18 protein-coding genes are annotated in these 16,888 nt (G+C 41.5%); 7 read left to right on the top strand and 11 right to left on the bottom strand.

The genetic code is table 11. From position 1 onward, the window contains the following. Positions 1-484: 484 nt before the first annotated feature. Positions 485-1,102 (bottom strand): transcriptional repressor LexA, encoded by a 618-nt coding sequence (lexA, locus tag N523_RS0108720; protein WP_008114166.1) that lies wholly within the window; start codon positions 1,100-1,102, stop codon positions 485-487. A 198-nt stretch (positions 1,103-1,300) separates the two neighbouring features. Between lexA and N523_RS0108725 the strand changes: the two genes are divergently transcribed. After that, the gene (locus N523_RS0108725; RefSeq protein ID WP_013466144.1) at positions 1,301-1,744 is read left to right on the top strand and encodes a PaaI family thioesterase; all 444 of its coding nucleotides are present in this window, start codon (positions 1,301-1,303) and stop codon (positions 1,742-1,744) included. Between the two features lie 29 nt (positions 1,745-1,773). Here N523_RS0108725 and N523_RS0108730 read toward each other — a convergent pair whose 3' ends face one another. After that, entirely contained in the window at positions 1,774-2,154 is a 381-nt protein-coding gene (locus tag N523_RS0108730) for a hypothetical protein (RefSeq protein WP_013466145.1), read from the bottom strand. A 252-nt stretch (positions 2,155-2,406) separates the two neighbouring features. On the opposite strand from N523_RS0108730, the gene N523_RS0108735 reads away from it, so the two are divergent. Next, a complete protein-coding gene (locus N523_RS0108735) occupies positions 2,407-3,060 on the top strand; it encodes an endonuclease (protein WP_028834827.1) in 654 nt (217 codons plus the stop codon). Positions 3,061-3,099: 39 nt separating this feature from the next. On the opposite strand, the gene hmpA is transcribed toward N523_RS0108735, so the two are convergent. Next, positions 3,100-4,281, bottom strand: a complete 1,182-nt coding sequence (gene hmpA, locus N523_RS0108740) for an NO-inducible flavohemoprotein (protein ID WP_028834826.1) — start codon at positions 4,279-4,281, stop codon at positions 3,100-3,102. Positions 4,282-4,446: 165 nt separating this feature from the next. Between hmpA and norR the strand changes: the two genes are divergently transcribed. Next, positions 4,447-6,012: a nitric oxide reductase transcriptional regulator NorR gene (gene norR, locus N523_RS0108745; protein ID WP_028834825.1), complete on the top strand. Its 1,566-nt coding sequence runs from the start codon at positions 4,447-4,449 to the stop codon at positions 6,010-6,012. 5 nt (positions 6,013-6,017) lie between these two features. On the opposite strand, the gene N523_RS0108750 is transcribed toward norR, so the two are convergent. Continuing rightward, positions 6,018-6,914: a LysR family transcriptional regulator gene (locus N523_RS0108750; protein ID WP_028834824.1), complete on the bottom strand. Its 897-nt coding sequence runs from the start codon at positions 6,912-6,914 to the stop codon at positions 6,018-6,020. A gap of 116 nt (positions 6,915-7,030) precedes the next feature. Between N523_RS0108750 and N523_RS0108755 the strand changes: the two genes are divergently transcribed. Then, the gene (locus N523_RS0108755) at positions 7,031-7,597 is read left to right on the top strand and encodes an NADPH-dependent FMN reductase (protein ID WP_013466150.1); all 567 of its coding nucleotides are present in this window, start codon (positions 7,031-7,033) and stop codon (positions 7,595-7,597) included. Between the two features lie 7 nt (positions 7,598-7,604). On the opposite strand, the gene N523_RS0108760 is transcribed toward N523_RS0108755, so the two are convergent. Then, positions 7,605-8,048: a tellurite resistance TerB family protein gene (locus tag N523_RS0108760; RefSeq protein ID WP_013466151.1), complete on the bottom strand. Its 444-nt coding sequence runs from the start codon at positions 8,046-8,048 to the stop codon at positions 7,605-7,607. A 95-nt stretch (positions 8,049-8,143) separates the two neighbouring features. On the opposite strand from N523_RS0108760, the gene N523_RS0108765 reads away from it, so the two are divergent. Further along, on the top strand, positions 8,144-8,524 hold the full coding sequence (locus N523_RS0108765) for a hypothetical protein (protein ID WP_013466152.1): 381 nt from the start codon (positions 8,144-8,146) through the stop codon (positions 8,522-8,524). A 74-nt stretch (positions 8,525-8,598) separates the two neighbouring features. Here N523_RS0108765 and N523_RS0108770 read toward each other — a convergent pair whose 3' ends face one another. After that, on the bottom strand, positions 8,599-9,195 hold the full coding sequence (locus N523_RS0108770) for a hypothetical protein (protein WP_028834823.1): 597 nt from the start codon (positions 9,193-9,195) through the stop codon (positions 8,599-8,601). A 385-nt stretch (positions 9,196-9,580) separates the two neighbouring features. Here N523_RS0108770 and N523_RS0108775 point away from each other — a divergent pair, with 385 nt between their 5' ends. Further along, positions 9,581-9,874 (top strand): hypothetical protein, encoded by a 294-nt coding sequence (locus N523_RS0108775; protein ID WP_013466154.1) that lies wholly within the window; start codon positions 9,581-9,583, stop codon positions 9,872-9,874. A gap of 51 nt (positions 9,875-9,925) precedes the next feature. On the opposite strand, the gene leuD is transcribed toward N523_RS0108775, so the two are convergent. The 5 genes from leuD to fabR all read right to left on the bottom strand — a co-directional run bounded on the left by leuD (position 9,926) and on the right by fabR (position 15,621). Continuing rightward, positions 9,926-10,525, bottom strand: a complete 600-nt coding sequence (gene leuD / locus N523_RS0108780) for a 3-isopropylmalate dehydratase small subunit (protein WP_028834822.1) — start codon at positions 10,523-10,525, stop codon at positions 9,926-9,928. Then, positions 10,525-11,925 carry a 3-isopropylmalate dehydratase large subunit gene (gene leuC / locus N523_RS0108785; protein ID WP_008465616.1) on the bottom strand — a complete coding sequence of 467 codons (1,401 nt, stop codon included), beginning with the start codon at positions 11,923-11,925 and terminating at the stop codon, positions 10,525-10,527. Before leuC ends, leuD begins: the two co-directional genes overlap by 1 nt. A gap of 56 nt (positions 11,926-11,981) precedes the next feature. Continuing rightward, positions 11,982-13,058: a 3-isopropylmalate dehydrogenase gene (leuB, locus tag N523_RS0108790; protein ID WP_013466156.1), complete on the bottom strand. Its 1,077-nt coding sequence runs from the start codon at positions 13,056-13,058 to the stop codon at positions 11,982-11,984. Further along, positions 13,055-14,608, bottom strand: a complete 1,554-nt coding sequence (gene leuA / locus N523_RS0108795) for a 2-isopropylmalate synthase (protein WP_013466157.1) — start codon at positions 14,606-14,608, stop codon at positions 13,055-13,057. Before leuA ends, leuB begins: the two co-directional genes overlap by 4 nt. Positions 14,609-15,003: 395 nt before the next feature. After that, entirely contained in the window at positions 15,004-15,621 is a 618-nt protein-coding gene (gene fabR / locus N523_RS0108800) for an HTH-type transcriptional repressor FabR (protein ID WP_013466159.1), read from the bottom strand. 130 nt (positions 15,622-15,751) lie between these two features. On the opposite strand from fabR, the gene N523_RS0108805 reads away from it, so the two are divergent. Next, entirely contained in the window at positions 15,752-16,885 is a 1,134-nt protein-coding gene (locus N523_RS0108805; RefSeq protein WP_013466160.1) for an acyl-CoA desaturase, read from the top strand. Positions 16,886-16,888: the final 3 nt, after the last annotated feature.

The raw sequence follows: 16,888 nt of genomic DNA on the forward strand, positions 1-16,888 counted from the left end.
CCTTTGATGCTATTGCTGACGCAAAGCGAAGAGGCATACGGCTTAAACGCCTATTCGTTATTTTTATTTTTTATAAGGGTGCTGGATTTAGTAAATGTGTGTTCTCAAAACGACTAAGCTGTGAGTTATTTTTATTCCAGCTCTTTAATAACTAGTTAAAAAATAAACAATAAGCAAGGTGAGTATGAAAAATAAACAAGGTGTATTTTTTAAAATGCGCAGCTAAAAAAATAGCAACTAGTCAGGCAATTAATCTAAGAGTCAGGTTTAGTAAGGGGTGTATTGAAATTACAGGATAGAAATATAAAAAATTGTTAACTTAAAAAAGCAGAGTAAATTTGTTTATTTATAAAGTATTTAGTGATTTTATTTATGATAGGAGAAGCACTTGACAACATATAGTCATACATTTGATAAGTTAGACATTGTGCTGCTAACAAACCCAGCGCCTAATCACTATTAAGCGCTAAATTATGCTTTAATACTACATCCAGTCAGCGTTACGAATAACACCTACCGCTAAGCCTTCAATATTGAACGACTCATTTTCTAAATCGACCTCAATAGCTGAAAACTCATCATTTTCAGCATGTAAGAGTACTTTTCTGCCCGCTTTTTCTAAACGCTTCACGGTTACATCGTCGTCAACACGGGCAACAATAACTTGTCCATTTTCGGCAACTTGGGTTTTATGCACAGCAAGTAAATCACCATCCATAATACCAATGTCTTTCATACTCATACCGTTAACACGCAATAAAAAATCGGCCGCAGGTTTAAACATTAAAGGGTCAATTTTACAGTGGCTTTCTACATGCTGTTGCGCCAATATAGGCTCACCGGCAGCCACCCTGCCAATTAAAGGTAAGCCTAACTGCTCTGGCTCCTCTTCTTCAACAAGCTGAATGCCCCGACTCGCGCCTGGCTTCATTTTAATCACACCTTTTTTGGCCAGTGCTTTTAAGTGTTCTTCTGCAGCATTCGCACTTTTAAAACCCAGTGTTTGTGCAATTTCGGCACGTGTAGGAGGCATACCAGTGTCTTTAATAAACACTTTAATGAGTTCGAGTATTTGCGCTTGGCGTTTCGTTAATGGTCGCATACAACTGGTTTTCCATACAGTACAATTAACTGTGAGTATATACAGTTATTTAAAAATCGCAAATATAAATTAATGCCTTATATGCCGTTATCATCAAACAATAACCTACTTTAAAAGCAGGGTGATAAATGTAATTATTAGCAACGCATTATCATATTAATAAATTTTAATTCTCAATTACTTATCCAAGGAGCTAGCATGAGTATTTGGCATCAACCGATTACATTAGAGTTTTGTAAGCAATTAGATCAAGGTATTACAGGCCAAGGGACACTCATGAAAACCATGGGAATAGAAATCAGTGAAATTGGTGATGACTACTTAGTGGCAACTATGCCGGCAATTCCAGAGCATCATAACCCTATGGGTATCGTTCATGGTGGTGCAAATGTGGTGCTTGCTGAAACAGTAGCAAGTTATGCCGCTAACTTTGTGGTTGATTTCAATCGGTTTTATTGTGTTGGCCAAGAGATCAGTGCAAGTCATTTAAAGGCATCACGCAATGGCACATTAACGGCCACAGCGAGAGCTTATCATATCGGCAAGCGCAGCTCGGTTTGGGATATTAAAATAACCAATAGCCGCAATGAGCTTTGCTGCGTATCACGTATGACCGCAGCCGTAGTAGAGCGAAAAGGCTAGTAAGTCAATTAACCAAGGTTGAAATTAAATTACTTTTCGAAAGGGTAAATAGTAATTTCTACGCCTGCACCAATTGCAGATATACGTAACAAGGTATCTGCATGTAAGGCTTGGTTAAAGCATTTTGGCGAAGTGCCAGACTCAAACCCAATATCGAAAGTTCTGCGTGAACAACTCAACCATTGCTTTAATGCATTGCGTGAACACGACTCGATTAACTCACACAAGTGATTAATCGCTTTATCTGGCGTGGTTATTTCACCTGCAACCTCAATGCGAGCAAGTTGACGGTATTCGTCTTTATCATAATGTAAAATAGTTGCGACCTTTTTTAAATCAGCAACTAATACGCTAATATCTTGCTTTGACTCAAGCTCTAGATCTACATTTAAAAATTGAATTTCCGACATTATCTCGTTTTTACCCTCTATTAATCTCATTGCAAACTTTAACGCAGTTTTACCGTTATACCAAATCAACAACGCAGGAATCACTGCATTAACGCGTTTTTAGCGTTAGCCTCTGAATATTGCCCACTATTTACTCCTAAAAAACGCCCTACACAAAATACGCAAATTAAAATTAAAGCATGCCGGCGGCAGTTTACTTTTTTATTCTAGGCCTTAAACTAGCCGCTCCTGTAGTTCACGTATGTGATGGATATGATTCGGTTTATTTTAGCTTTGTTGGCTTGCTGTGCTTGTTTTTCAGCAATGGGCGAACAATTTACGCGGTTTTCGAGTGCCAAAAAGCACTTAATTAATACCCTTCCCGAAAACGCTAAAAGTATTTATTGTGGTTGCGATATAAAAAAACAAGGCAAAAAGTTGGTACCCGACCCTACCCATTGTGGCTACGTGCCTCGCAACACACTAACCCGCTCAGGCAAAGTAAATCAACGTGCCCTGCGAATTGAATGGGAACATATTGTCCCTGCATGGGAATTTGGTCACCAGTTACAATGTTGGCAAGATGGTGGGCGTAAAAACTGCCGCAAAGTTAGCGCTAAGTTTCGCTTGATGGAAGCCGATATAAACAATTTAGCCCCTGCAATTGGTGAAATTAACGCCGATCGCTCAAACTACCGCTTTGGCATGTTAGCCCAAAACGCGACGCAATATGGTCGCTGTGAGGTTAAAGTTAATTTTAAACAACGTGTTGTTGAACCGCCTGTTCATGCACGTAAACGCATTGCCGATGCGTACGCTTACATGCAAAAAACGTATGGTTTAAAAATTTCAGCTAAACAACAAAAGCTATTTAATGCTTGGCAACAACAAGCTTATGCTGCTAACACAAATAGTAAAAAGCTGTAAGTTTAAATTAAAAGCGTGTAACACACGCTTTTAATTAACCTATAACGCTTGGTGTGGTCCAAATATTTCGTAGTGAATGTTTGAGCTTTGCACACCTAAATCAAGTAGCTGGCCTTTTACGTAAGCCATAAATGATGCTGGTCCACACAAATAAAATGCCCCTTCGCTAATAGGTAATGATGCCTCAAGCACCGATAAATCCATTAGCCCAGTGAAATCACACTCCTCGCCACCTTGATTAAACCAAGTAAATGTTTTTAGCTGTGGATGCATTGCCGTTTGCTGCGCTAAATACCCTTTAAATGAAAATTCGCGGCTGTTTTCACACGCGTGCAAATAACTAATCGCTTGATTTTTATCACCACTAAGTAGCGTTTGCAGCATCGCCATCATCGGGGTTTGGCCAACGCCTGCTGAAATAAGTACCACTGGAGTTGCCTCATTTTTTAAAATGAAATCTCCCGCTGGCGGGTATAACTCTACTCGTGCGCCTTGCTCTAGTGAGTGTAAATAATTAGACACCACGCCAGGCTTTGGTTGGCACTCTTTTTTAACGCTAATACGATAGTTTTTAGCATTGCTCTTTTGCGAAATAGAATACTGGCGGATCTCTTCATATTCTGCGCCCTCAGGCTTAACTTTAATGCCAATGTACTGTCCTGGCTTGTAGGTAATAACTGCTTTACCATCCACAGGTGTCAGCGTAAAACTAGTTACGAATTCAGATTCAATATGTTTATCAGTAATTTCAAACTGGCGCGTGCCTGCCCAGCCACCATGGTTGTTTTTACTGTGCGCATACAATGCCGCTTCTTCGGTAATACAAATATCAGCAAGTACACCGTAGGCTTCGCGCCACGCATATTCAACATCGGCAGTAAACTGCTCAGGAATAAGCTCTTTTAACGTACCGATTAAATGTGCGCCCACAATAGGATAATGCTCAGGTAAAATATTTAAGCTGGTATGCTTATGATTAATTCGCGCTAGCGCCTCTTTTAACACGGCTAAATTATCAATATTTTGCGCGTACGCAGCCAACGCATTAAATAATGCAAATTGCTGACGACCCGTTTCTTGATTAGTCATATTAAAAATATGTTTAAGCTCGGGATTATGACTAAACATGCGCTTGTAAAAATGATCGGTTACGACCGTACCTGCCTCTGCAAGCAATGGCACCGTGCTTTTAACTATTTGTATGGTTTTATCGGATAACATGTTTATTTCCTATGTAATAACTAACTGCTTGCATTTAGCATTACACAGAGTGTGCCAACCAATTAAACCTATAATATTCAAAAGGTTAAATTAACTCGCTTTACAAGATGGGTCTTTATGACCTACTATAAAACCTGTAAAAATACACTAAAAGGTCATTTTGACATGAACCAACAATTCAACCTGACGCAAGTTGCATTAGAACTTGCGCAAAGTACGTTACATGCTCACAGTTTTGAGCAACTTTTAGCCACGGTTGAACGTGTTATTCCCAGCGATGCCAGTGCATTATTAATTCGCCAAGGTGAGCAATTAAAACCCTTAGCCATTAAAGGGCTTATGCCCGATAGCCTAGGACGACGTTTTGATATTGCGGAGCATCCTCGCCTTAAAGCCATCTGCAGTAGTCGTTTGGCTCTGCAATTTGCACATGACTGTCCACTACCTGATCCATACGACGGGCTACTACTGGCTAAAACCGGTGATATTCCAGTGCATGCCTGCTTAGGGTTACCCCTTTATGATAAAAACGCACTACTTGGCATTCTGACCTTTGATAGCCTTAACGCCAATGCGTTTGACGGTATTACCACTGATACACTCAACACCTTACAAACCTTGTGCAGTGCGCACTTTAAAACAGCCCTAGAGCTTGCCCATTACAAACAACATGCGCAGCACTCTAGTGAATTAGTACAAGCGTTAAACCGTGAGGCGCTCAAACGTGATGGTGGTGAAATTATTGGCCAAAGCTCAGCAATACAAACGCTTAAAAATGAGATAAAACTGGTTGCGGCATCAAACTTTAGTGTCCTTATTTTAGGTGATACTGGGGTCGGCAAAGAGTTGGTGGCACGTAATATTCACTTACACTCCGCACGTAAAGATCAGCCATTAATTCATTTAAATTGTGCATCACTGCCTGAAAACCTCGCAGAAAGTGAATTTTTTGGCCATGCAAAAGGCGCTTTTACCGGCGCCCAAAATGCCCGCCAAGGTAAATTTCAGTTAGCCGATGGCGGCACCTTATTTTTAGATGAAATCGGCGAGCTGCCTCTGGCTATGCAAAGTAAATTATTACGCGTACTGCAAAGTGGCGAAGTACAAACCGTTGGCGAAGATGAACTTAAATATGTCGATGTTAGAGTGATTGCAGCAACCAATCGCGACCTAAAACACGAAGTAACACAAGGACGGTTTCGCGCCGATTTGTACCATCGATTAAGTGTTTATCCACTCACAGTCGCTCCATTGAAAGCCCGTGATGAAGATGTTATTTTATTAGCCGGTTATTTTGCAGAAAAAACAGCCCGCAAGCTCGCTATTAAACAGCTAAAACTCAGTATTGAAACGCAACTGCTGCTTAAAAAATATGACTGGCCAGGCAATGTGAGGGAGCTTGAGCATGTGATTAATCGGGCTGCATTAAAGGCTAAACAACATCAGTGGCAGCAACCAATTATTACTATTGAACCTGCGCATTGTGAGCTAAATTTAAGCGATGTTAACACCTTAGCTCTTGAACACTCAAACCAGCTTGTAATCCCACCTTTAGCAAACAACATTTCGTTAAAGCAAGCCACAGATACCTATACTCAGCAACTTATAATACAGCAACTTAAACAACATAATTATAACTGGGCAAGCACAGCGCGTAGTTTACAGGTCGACCGCGCTAACTTAACGCGGCTAGCCAAGCGCTTAGGTGTTTCAATAAAAAAATCGTTGTAGCCTTTTTAACTTAACTTTCGCTGCTTAAAATAATTTTTTAATAGCTGACTAAACGCTTGAACTTTTGCCGTTCGATGCACTAAATGATGCGTAACCAGCCACAAATCGGTTGGCCAACTCAGTTCATTAGGCAGTACAGGGACTAAATCAGAGTATTGCGCTGCAACATCATGCTGTAATCCGCCAATACCGAGTCCTTTAACGATGGCGCGGGTCGCTTCTGAGGTTTCTGACACTCTTAGCTTAACTTGCGACGGGGGAATATTTTCATCAACCCATGCAAAGTAAGGCACTTTGGCATTATACCCTGCTACACCTGACACAAAGCTATGCAGCGATAGTTGCGCTAATGTTTGTGGCAACCCATAACGGCTAATGTAATGCTTTGATGCATAAAATCCTGACGAGAGCGCCGCTAAATGCTGAGCAATATAATCACCCTCATCCGGTCTGGGTCCAGCTCTTACTGCGATATGTGCTTGGCCATGATCTAAACGTAAGCGTTTTTGATCCATAATCACTTGTAATTGCACTTGCGGATGCAAGGTTTGAAACTGCTCACACACCTCACTTAATACATCAATAAAGCCACTAACTGTGGTGAGTAACAAGCTACCTTGCAAGGTGCTATCTGCAGCAATAATGTCATTATGTAGGCGCTCTAGTTCACCATTAATCGCTTGTGCTGTGGTAAATAACTTAGCGCCAATTTCTGTGACTTTGTAGCCGCGAGCATGGCGATGAAATAGTCGCGCATTTAAGCTTTTTTCTAAGTTATTTATTCGCCTGAGCACCGTACTATGGTGAACATCTAACACTTCGGCCGCGGCAGTTAAAGTACCTAAGCGCGCTACCTCGTAAGCAACCTTCAGGTCTTGCCAATCATTAAATTGAATTGCCATGATAACTACTCTTTAATCTGTGCATATACGCACACAAGTTTTGCGTTTATTTGGCTTTTCTGCAAGTGATTATTTGTTAAAGTCACATTATACAAACTCATTATCAGGAGCAGCTCATGACAACACCAAAAATTATTGCCCTAGCAGGTAGCTTACGTAAAGATAGCTTTCATCAAAAACTCATTAACGAAGCGGCACGCTTTGCTTTAGAAAGTGGCGCTGAAGTAGAAGTGATTAAACTCGCAGACTTAGCCATTCCTATGTTTGATGAAGATCTCGAGGCACAAGGCACACCAGCCGGTGTACAACAACTTAAAGACAAACTTCGCGCAGCCGATGGCATTTTGCTGGCCAGCCCAGAATATAATGGCTCTATTACCGCCGTGTTAAAAAATGCTATTGATTGGGCATCGCGCACCGAACAAGGCGCAGAGCCTGCATTTGCAAATAAAGTAACCGCGTTATATGCAGCCTCACCAGGTGGGTTGGGCGGTTTACGGGGCTTAAATCATGTGCGTGATATATTATCAGGCATTGGCAGCTTAGTATTAGCGAACCAACTGGCAGTACCGGCTATTCATACTTTATTAGATGACAACGGTCGAATTAGCGACCCCGCTACCGCTGAAAAAGTGGCTGGTCTTGCACAGCAGTTAGTTAGCGTAGCAAGTAAGCTTAAATAAGCAGCCACTATAACTTTGTTGCTGCAAGCTTTGCAGCAATAAAGTCTTCATGGGTAACATACAATAAATTAGCAACACGACGAATAACGTATTCTTCTTGTGGATCAAGTTCTCCATCGGAGTACGCTAAACGCCAAAGTAATTCAACTATATCAATGCGTTGCTGTGCACTACATTGATTGTTAATTTGCTTAGAAAATTGAAAATAATCAATGGCGTCATCTAAGCTTGCACTTGCTTGCTCGGTTAACTCATCTACTGCTTCATCCGTTAAATCAAAATATTTTTTTAATGTTAGACTTAGCGTATGTTGCTCATCAGCCTGTAAATCGTTATCCGCTCGCATTACCTCAATTAATAATGCGGCAACCGCTGTTTTTAAATCATGTTGTTCAATATCATAATCTTGCTGATCAATACTCGAAAAAAGCTGTTTAATTTGCTTGAACATCACATTTCCCCTTTTTGGGTGTTAGACTTATATCATAACGGGTTTAATAGATATGCTGATCACACTACCCAAAATCAAGATGGAGTTAAAGGTTTATGAGTATAAAAGCCAATCATTACATACATGGAATTATTAGCTGGTGTTTATTAACGGGGTGTTTGAGTGTGTCGGCAGAGCAAAGTGAAATGCAGCGACTTTATGATTTTGATGAAAAGGTGCATTATAAGCAAACTCAAATAGACACTAACAATTACCACCTAGAAATACAGTCTGACGACTACCCACATTTTAGAAACCAAAGTGTGTTTTTGTTGCGCCACGCAAATCGTTTATGTCACGATAATCCTTTTATGTTAAAAGTGACTGAGGGCGTGCAGGAGTACCAACGCTTTCCAACTAAACCGCGTGCTTATCAGCCACCGCTCAGTGTATTTGTGCAGTGTGAAATGCCTGCAGAAAAAACCTCAAAAAAATAACACCTCGTTATTTTCAGTAAAACCACTGAGTATTAAAATAGCCTGTGGTTTTACTGTAGTTAACCTGAACTAAGTTAGTTAACGCCATATCCCCACGGCGCAGCCGGTGGTGTGATAGGTTTAGTTAAATCAAAATCAACACGGAATTCGCGACCTTGGCGAATAAGTCGATAAGTGAACTGTTCAGGGTAAATATACATTTGCCATGTATTGCCTACCGATTGCGGTATGCCTTGGCTAACAAATAACTCTTTTGAATACTGATCTGCAGGGAATGACTGCATATTAGCAAAACCCGCATCCACAGTATGACCGCCATACATAGTAGACACATCATCGCTGCCATCTTTATGGCGATGATCGTGCTTTAGGCTCAAACCACTACCTGTTTTAGTAATGATCCACGTACGTGAAGCATCATCACCGACATGAAACGGCACCTGTAACTCACGGTCATTACACTTACGCACATGCATAATTAACTTTTTATCGGCAAATGAACTCGGCCCTGTTGCATTATCAACCGTTACTTTACCCTCGAAAGCTTTACCGCAGTGAGCAGCAATACTATTGAAAAAGCTATCATGACTTGGAATTGATACCAAAGGCGCTGGACGTGCTAATGCAGCAGTGGATGCCAGCATAAACGCTGCAGCTGTTAATAATTTCATAATGTGTCCCTAAACATGTAAAAAATCAGCTTAGCGTTTAAGCAAACACAAAGAAAATAATCACGATGAACAGCAATAAAAATTAACAGAACAATAGGGTTTTACTTTAATTAATTAGTAAAAAAATATCGCTTGAAAGAAGATAAGAAATTAAATATTGTTGTTTGATAAAGGGGAAATAACTAATACCAATTCGCTTAATTAAGCGGTCTATTTTGAGGCAGGAAAAACGGGGTGATAGCTAGGCAAAAAATTCGCTATTTAGTTGTTCGAAATTAGAATTTTTTAACACAGATAGCGACACGTTTAGCCCCGCAAAATGATTGAGTATTATTGCGGATTGGTATAAACGTAAAGCCAGTTTTAGCGCGGAGCACATATTTAAATGGAAAAATATATCGGCTTAATAATCATCGTATTACTATTAATTATTCAAAATCGCTACACTCTGCACATATATCAACACCTTGCTGAGCAGCACCCAGAACAATGGAAAAAATTATCACAAAATTCATTAGATGGGACACCCTATGCCAATCTTGCTGAGTCATTTAAAGATGGTTTTTTTTCGACTATCAACGACCCAAAGGTAGTCCGCTACCAGAAATTTAAAACTCTCAATTTATTACTAATGGCAATGATTACATTAGCAAGCTTATTGCGTGGTTTTTTAATATAAGCGATTAAAAAAGCGCAACCTAAGTTGCGCTCCAGTTTCATATGTAAAAGGTTACTGCCACGGTCTCTCTGCGGCTAACTGCTTTTCAAACGCATCAATTTGCGGATTGAGGGTTTCGGTTACACCAATAAAGTCTAAGCCACTTAATAAACGCTCTTTCACGTCTTTGCGAATATCAAAGCGAATTGGCGCAAACTTATTGCTGGTAAGTAACTGGTTTTCAAGATCCACATCAATGTGAATATCGTCGTGCTGCTCACTTAACACAAATAACTCTTCCAGCGTTTGCGCTGGCAATGTAATAGCAAGCATTTGATTGTTACCACAGTTATTAAAGAAAATATCAGCAAAGCTTTCAGCTAAAATCACTTCAAACCCATATTGCTTTAATGCCCATGGTGCGTGCTCGCGTGATGAGCCACAGCCAAAATTATCGCGGGTTAATAATATTTGCGCACCTTGGTAACAAGGACGATTTAAAATAAATTCAGGGTTTGGCTCGCCATTATCTAAATAACGCCAATCGTAAAACAGTGCTGCATCAAAACCATCACGGCTGGTTGAAGTTAAAAACTGCTTAGGAATAATTTGGTCGGTATCGACGTTGTTTTTATCAAGTGGGGCCATTAAGCCGCTAAAATAGATGCTCATTAAGCTTCTCCTCTAATATCAACAAAGTGACCATGTATTGCAGCTGCTGCCGCCATTGCAGGGCTCACTAAGTGTGTACGCCCGCCGCGCCCTTGGCGACCTTCAAAATTACGATTCGAGGTGGAAGCACAGCGTTTACCAGCTCCTAAACGGTCATCGTTCATAGCTAAACACATCGAACAACCCGGCTCGCGCCACTCAAACCCTGCAGCTTTAAAAATATCGGCTAAGCCTTCATCTTCAGCTTGCTGCTTAACTAAGCCTGAGCCTGGAACAATCAGCGCTTCAATACCAGCTAAAACCTGTTTACCTTCAACAATTTTTGCTGCAGCGCGTAAATCTTCAATGCGGCTGTTGGTGCATGAGCCAATAAATACCGTGTCTACTTTGGCGCTTGATAGTTTATCGCCCGCTTTTAAGCCCATGTATTTAAGCGCACTGCGAATTGCATCGGCTTTAATTAAATCGGTTTCTTTATCTGGATCTGGAATACATTCATCAACGCCAATCACTTGCTCTGGATTAGTCCCCCAAGTAACTTGCGGTTGAATACTGCCTGCATCTAACTCTACTTCTAAATCAAAATGAGCACCATCATCCGTTTTTAAAGTTTCCCAGTAGGCAACAGCGGCATCAAAATCAGCACCTTTAGGTGCAAACGGGCGCCCTTTTAAGTACTCGTAAGTGATTTTATCTGGGGCAATTAAACCTGCCTTGGCACCCATTTCAATGCTCATGTTACACAATGTCATACGGGCTTCCATTGATAGAGCTTCTATGCCTTCACCACAAAATTCCGCCACATAGCCAGTGCCACCAGCAGTGCCTAGCTTACCAATAACCGCCATAATTAAATCTTTAGCTGTTACTGTAGGGCGTAATACACCGTTAATTTGAATTTTTAACGACTTCGCCTTTTTTTGCTGTAGCGTTTGCGTAGCTAATACATGCTCAACCTCTGAGGTACCAATACCATGTGCCAAGGCACCAAACGCACCATGCGTTGAAGTATGACTATCGCCGCAGACTATAGTGGTACCTGGTAAAGTAATCCCCTGCTCAGGGCCAATAACATGCACTATGCCTTGGTTTACTGAATTTAAGTCGTACAGCAAAATGCCAAATTCTTTACAGTTTGCATCCAGTGCCATTAATTGATTTTTAGAGACTTCGCTGGCTGCATCCAGTGAACGACTTTTAGTTGAAACATTATGATCCATGGTGGCAATGGTTTTTTCTGGACAACGCACTTTACGATTTTTTTCACGTAAGCCTGCAAATGCTTGTGGTGACGTCACTTCGTGTACTAAATGACGGTCAATATAAAGTAAATCGGTTTGCTCATTAATACTGGCAACGGTATGTGCTTGCCAAATTTTATTGTATAAGGTTTGGGCCACTTGCTAACTCCCTGATCTGATTGAGCCACAGCCTGACGGTGCTGTGGCTTTAATAATTAAATGCGTGAAACGATGGCCGCTGCTACATCGGTGGTGGTATAGCCGCCCTGCGGATAAATATCTGGCGTTCCCACACCGGCTTCAACCGCCTCTGCGACTGCTTTTTCAATCGTACGAGCCGCTTCGTCTTGGCCTAATGAGTAACGTAGCATTAATGCGGCACTTAAAATTTGTGCGATTGGGTTTGCCACCCCTTTCCCGGCGATATCAGGCGCTGAACCACCCGCGGGTTCATACAAGCCAAAGCCTGATTGATTCAAACTTGCCGACGGTAATAACCCCATCGAACCGGTGATCATGGCGCACTCGTCCGATAAAATATCACCAAATAAATTATCGCAAAGTAATACATCAAACTGGCTAGGTTGCTTAACCAGTTGCATCGCTGCGTTATCTACATAAATGTAATCTAAGCTCACTTCTGGAAAGTCTTTACTCACTTCGGTTACCACTTCGCGCCATAAAACGCTTGATGCTAAAACATTGGCTTTATCAACCGAGGTCACATGATTGCTGCGCAACTTAGCGGCCTCAAAAGCAAAACGTGCAATGCGCTCTATCTCTTTACGTGAATAAGTTTGCGTATCAAATGCAGTTTCTTCTGCCCCTTCGCCACTGCGGCCTTTCTCACCAAAATAAATACCACCCGTTAGCTCGCGCACACATAAAATATCAAACCCTTTTTCGCTAATATCAGCACGTAGTGGTGATGCAGCGCTTAATGCGGGTAACAACTGAGCAGGGCGTAAGTTACAAAACAAACCAAAGTGCTTGCGCAGTGGTAACAATGACGCGCGCTCCGGTTGGTCATTCGGTGGTAAATGTTCCCACTTAGGGCCACCCACGGAGCCAAATAAAATAGCATCGGCGTTTTCACACGCTTTTAAGGTCGTATCAGGAAGTGCTTTGCCAAATTCATCAATGGCAGCGCCACCAATAGCATGGTGTTCACGGTTCAGAGTAAAGCCAAACTTATCACTTACTGCATCAAGCACTTGCTCTGCAGCTGCCATAACTTCTGGGCCAATACCGTCGCCCGCTAATACGGCAACGCTGTAATGTGTTTTACTCATCCTGCTTTCCTTTGTTGTTTTAAATCAGACACTTTTTGTGCTCGATAAATTAAGTTATAAACCCGAACCATAGCGCGTACTGAGGCTTCGACCACATCGGCCGCAATACCGGCACCGTGATAAGGACGGCCATCATATTTAGCAATAATATTCACTTGTCCTAATGAGCTTGCACCTTGGCCGGTGGCCTCTAAATTGTATTCAATCATTTCAACGCTCATACCAGTTAAGCGCTCAATGGCTGCAAATGAGGCTTCTACCGGGCCGTTACCTGTGGCCGCTTCTTGTTTTGCTTCGCCATCAATCAACAAACCTATCGTTGAGCTGGCTACCGATTGAGAGTTCGACGTAGAGTGAACAAACTCTAATTGATATTTTTCATCTTTGTCACTGATTTGATTAAAGTAAATCATTGCTTCTAGGTCGTAGTCATATACTGTGCCTTTTTGGTCAGCTAACGCAACGAAACTTTGGTATAAGCTATCCATGTCGTAATCAGATTTTTGATAACCTAACTCTTCTAAGCGATGCTCTATAACATGACGCCCTGAACGCGAGGTCATATTTAATTGATTACTTGGCACACCCACACTTTCAGGTGACATAATTTCATAGGTATTTTGCGCTTTTAATACACCATCTTGGTGAATACCTGAACTGTGGGCAAACGCATTTTCGCCAACAATCGCTTTATTTGGCTGTACCGGCATATTACAAATTTTGGCTACTTGGCGAGAGGCGCGGTAAATTTCTTCGCTTTTTATATCGGTATATACGTTTAAATGGTCTTTGCGCATTTTCATGATCATCGCCACTTCTTCAAGTGAACAATTACCCGCGCGCTCCCCTATACCATTAATGGTGCATTCGATTTGGCGCGCACCGGCTTGAACGGCAGCAACAGAGTTAGCAACGGCTAAGCCTAAGTCGTTATGGCAATGCACACTTAAACGGGCTTTATCAATATTTGGCACGTTGTTCATTAAATGACGGATCATTGCTGCGTATTCATCTGGCGTTACAAAACCGACGGTATCTGGCAAGTTAATCGTGGATGCACCGGCATTAATAGCTTGCTCAACTATTTTGCATAAATCCCAATGTGGTGTACGTCCTGCGTCTTCACATGAAAATTCCACATCATCAGTGTAATTACGGGCAAGCTTGATTGATTTAACCGCCATCGCGGTTGCATCATCTAAGCTCATACGTAGTTTATGCTCAAGGTGTAAAGGGCTGGTTGCAATAAAAGTATGAATACGGCTTTGCTGTGCACTGCGAAGCGCCTCGCCACAGGCTTCAATATCTTTGGCAACCGAGCGTGCTAAGCCACAAATAATAGGGCCTTTTACTTCAGTGGCAATTCGCTGCACTGAGCGAAAGTCAGCGGGGCTCGAAACCGGAAAGCCCACTTCCATGACATCCACATTTAAGCGGCTAATGGTATGCGCTAGTTGAATTTTATCATCTTCAGTCAGGCTTGCTTTAAGTGCCTGTTCGCCATCACGTAAGGTGGTATCAAAAATCCATACTTTATCTTGCTCTTGCATAACTGCCTCTCATTCCTGTGTTACCCAAATTTCGATTTATCCCTGCAGCGAGATAAAAAAAACCCCGCAATTGCGGGGTTTTGTTGTTTAGCTCAATGCAAACACACTAATCCCCGCTCACTTGCCACAGCAGTAAGAGGTTTAGTTTTAGTGTAATTAAACGATTAGTTTGCATTTGTTTTCTTGTGTGTGTGTCCAATGAGGCTTATTTTTATCATTGCAGCGCAGTAGGTGCAAGCATAAAAATGCCATAAAAATAATTACACAAGACTTTTAAGGGATTTTAAATTCAATAAATAGATAAAAAAGAGATAAAGAATTCAACCTTGGAGGGCGTGGCGTTTAAATTAACAAGCACCGTAAAGTACAGTGCTTATTTTAACTTTTTTTAATATTTACTCTTTCTTTTCTGCGCGTACGTAATTTGACGCACCACGAGTAATATAGCGTAACTGCCAAATAACTCGCTCAATTAATTCATCGCGTTGCTGACCTTCAATATCTAGCGCTTCGGCGCCAGCATTAAATACCAACGTAACCATAGCCTCTGCCTGAATATACGCATGAATCGCATCACAGGGCGTTTCACTTTCTAAATAATGAGCAAGCTCTAAAATAAAGTGTTTCACTTCACGTGCTACTGCCGCTCTAAATGCTTTTGAGGTACCTGAGCGTTCACGCAGCAATAATCTAAATTGATTACTAGAGTTATCAATAAACTCCATAAAAGTAACCACAGACGTATTTATTACACTGCCGCCACTGGCTATTCGCCTACGAGCTTGACGCATCAGCTGACGCAGCGTTAAACCCGCTTCATCAACCATGGTTAAACCTAGCTCGTTCATATCTTTAAAGTGACGGTAAAAAGAGGTGGGCGCAATACCGGCTTCGCGCGCTACTTCACGCAAGCTCAAATTTGAAAAGCTATGATCAGCACTAAGCTGATTAAAAGCAGCTTCAATTAATGCTTGTCGTGTTTTTTGTTTCTGTTGTGCTCTAACGCCCGACATCAACAGCTCCCTGAATGAATTTGTAATAAATTTTTAATTAAAAAAATAGCTAATAGTACAGTCTAATACTTGACGGCAGCAGATTGAAATATTATTTTAGCGTACAGTTGTACGCTGAGAAATGAGAAAGATGAAAAAACCACCACTTATATGGACCAACGTCCTTTTCTTTAGCCTGACGTTTTTGGCTGCTGTTACACTTGTACCTTGGTATGGGTTTAACTATGGCTTTACAGGCACACAATGGGCTGCTTTTGTAGCTTGCATGTTTTTCGCGGGATTATCGATCACTGCGGGTTACCATCGTTTATGGGCGCACAAAACCTACAACGCACACCCGGTCGTTGAATTTATTTTTGCCTTAGGCGGCGCGTTTGCTTTGCAAAACAGTGCGCTGCATTGGAGCAGCGATCATCGTATTCACCACGGTCAAGTTGATGACCCTGTAAAAGACCCTTATGCCGCTACCAACGGCTTTTGGTATAGTCACATAGGCTGGATGCTGCGCGACTACCAAGGCGATAGCTACGGTGATTACAGCAATTGCCGCGACCTACAACGCAATAAAATAGTGATGTGGCAACATAAACATTACTTAAAGCTGGTAGTTGCCATGAATGTTGGTTTACCACTGGTATTAGGTTTAATGTTAGGTGATGTGTGGGGCATGTTATTACTAACGGGACTACTTCGTTTAGTACTGAGCCAGCATTTTACCTTTTTTATTAACTCTGTTGCGCACATTTGGGGTTCTCGCCCTTACACAGAAAAAAATACCGCACGCGATAACGGCTTTTTAGCCTTATTTACTTATGGCGAGGGTTATCATAACTTTCATCATATTTTTGCTAGCGATTACCGCAACGGCATTAAGTGGTTTCATTACGACCCAACTAAATGGATGATCCGCTCGTTAGCTGCACTTGGTTTAGCGAGTAAATTAAAGCGCACACCGGTTGAGCGCATAGAAAAAGCTAAAGCAGAAACCTTGATGAGCAAAACACAAGGTCGCCTCGCAAAATTGCCTTTAGCGCAAGATAAGCTTACATTATTACAACAAGAGTACGATTTGTTGCTTAAAAAACTGCAAAATTATTGCTCATTACAAAAACAAGTGTTGGAAGCTAAAAAAAATAATATGGCAAAGCAGTGTGAAAAGTCGGCATTAATGGCACAATATCACGAGCTTGAGGCCGCCTGGGAAACACAAAAACAGGCATGGCTAGCACTTAATGCGAGGTTATTAAAAGCCTCTTTTAGTTAAAAT

It is taken from the genome of Pseudoalteromonas sp. 23_GOM-1509m (assembly GCF_000518425.1).
Classification (GTDB): domain Bacteria; phylum Pseudomonadota; class Gammaproteobacteria; order Enterobacterales; family Alteromonadaceae; genus Pseudoalteromonas; species Pseudoalteromonas tetraodonis.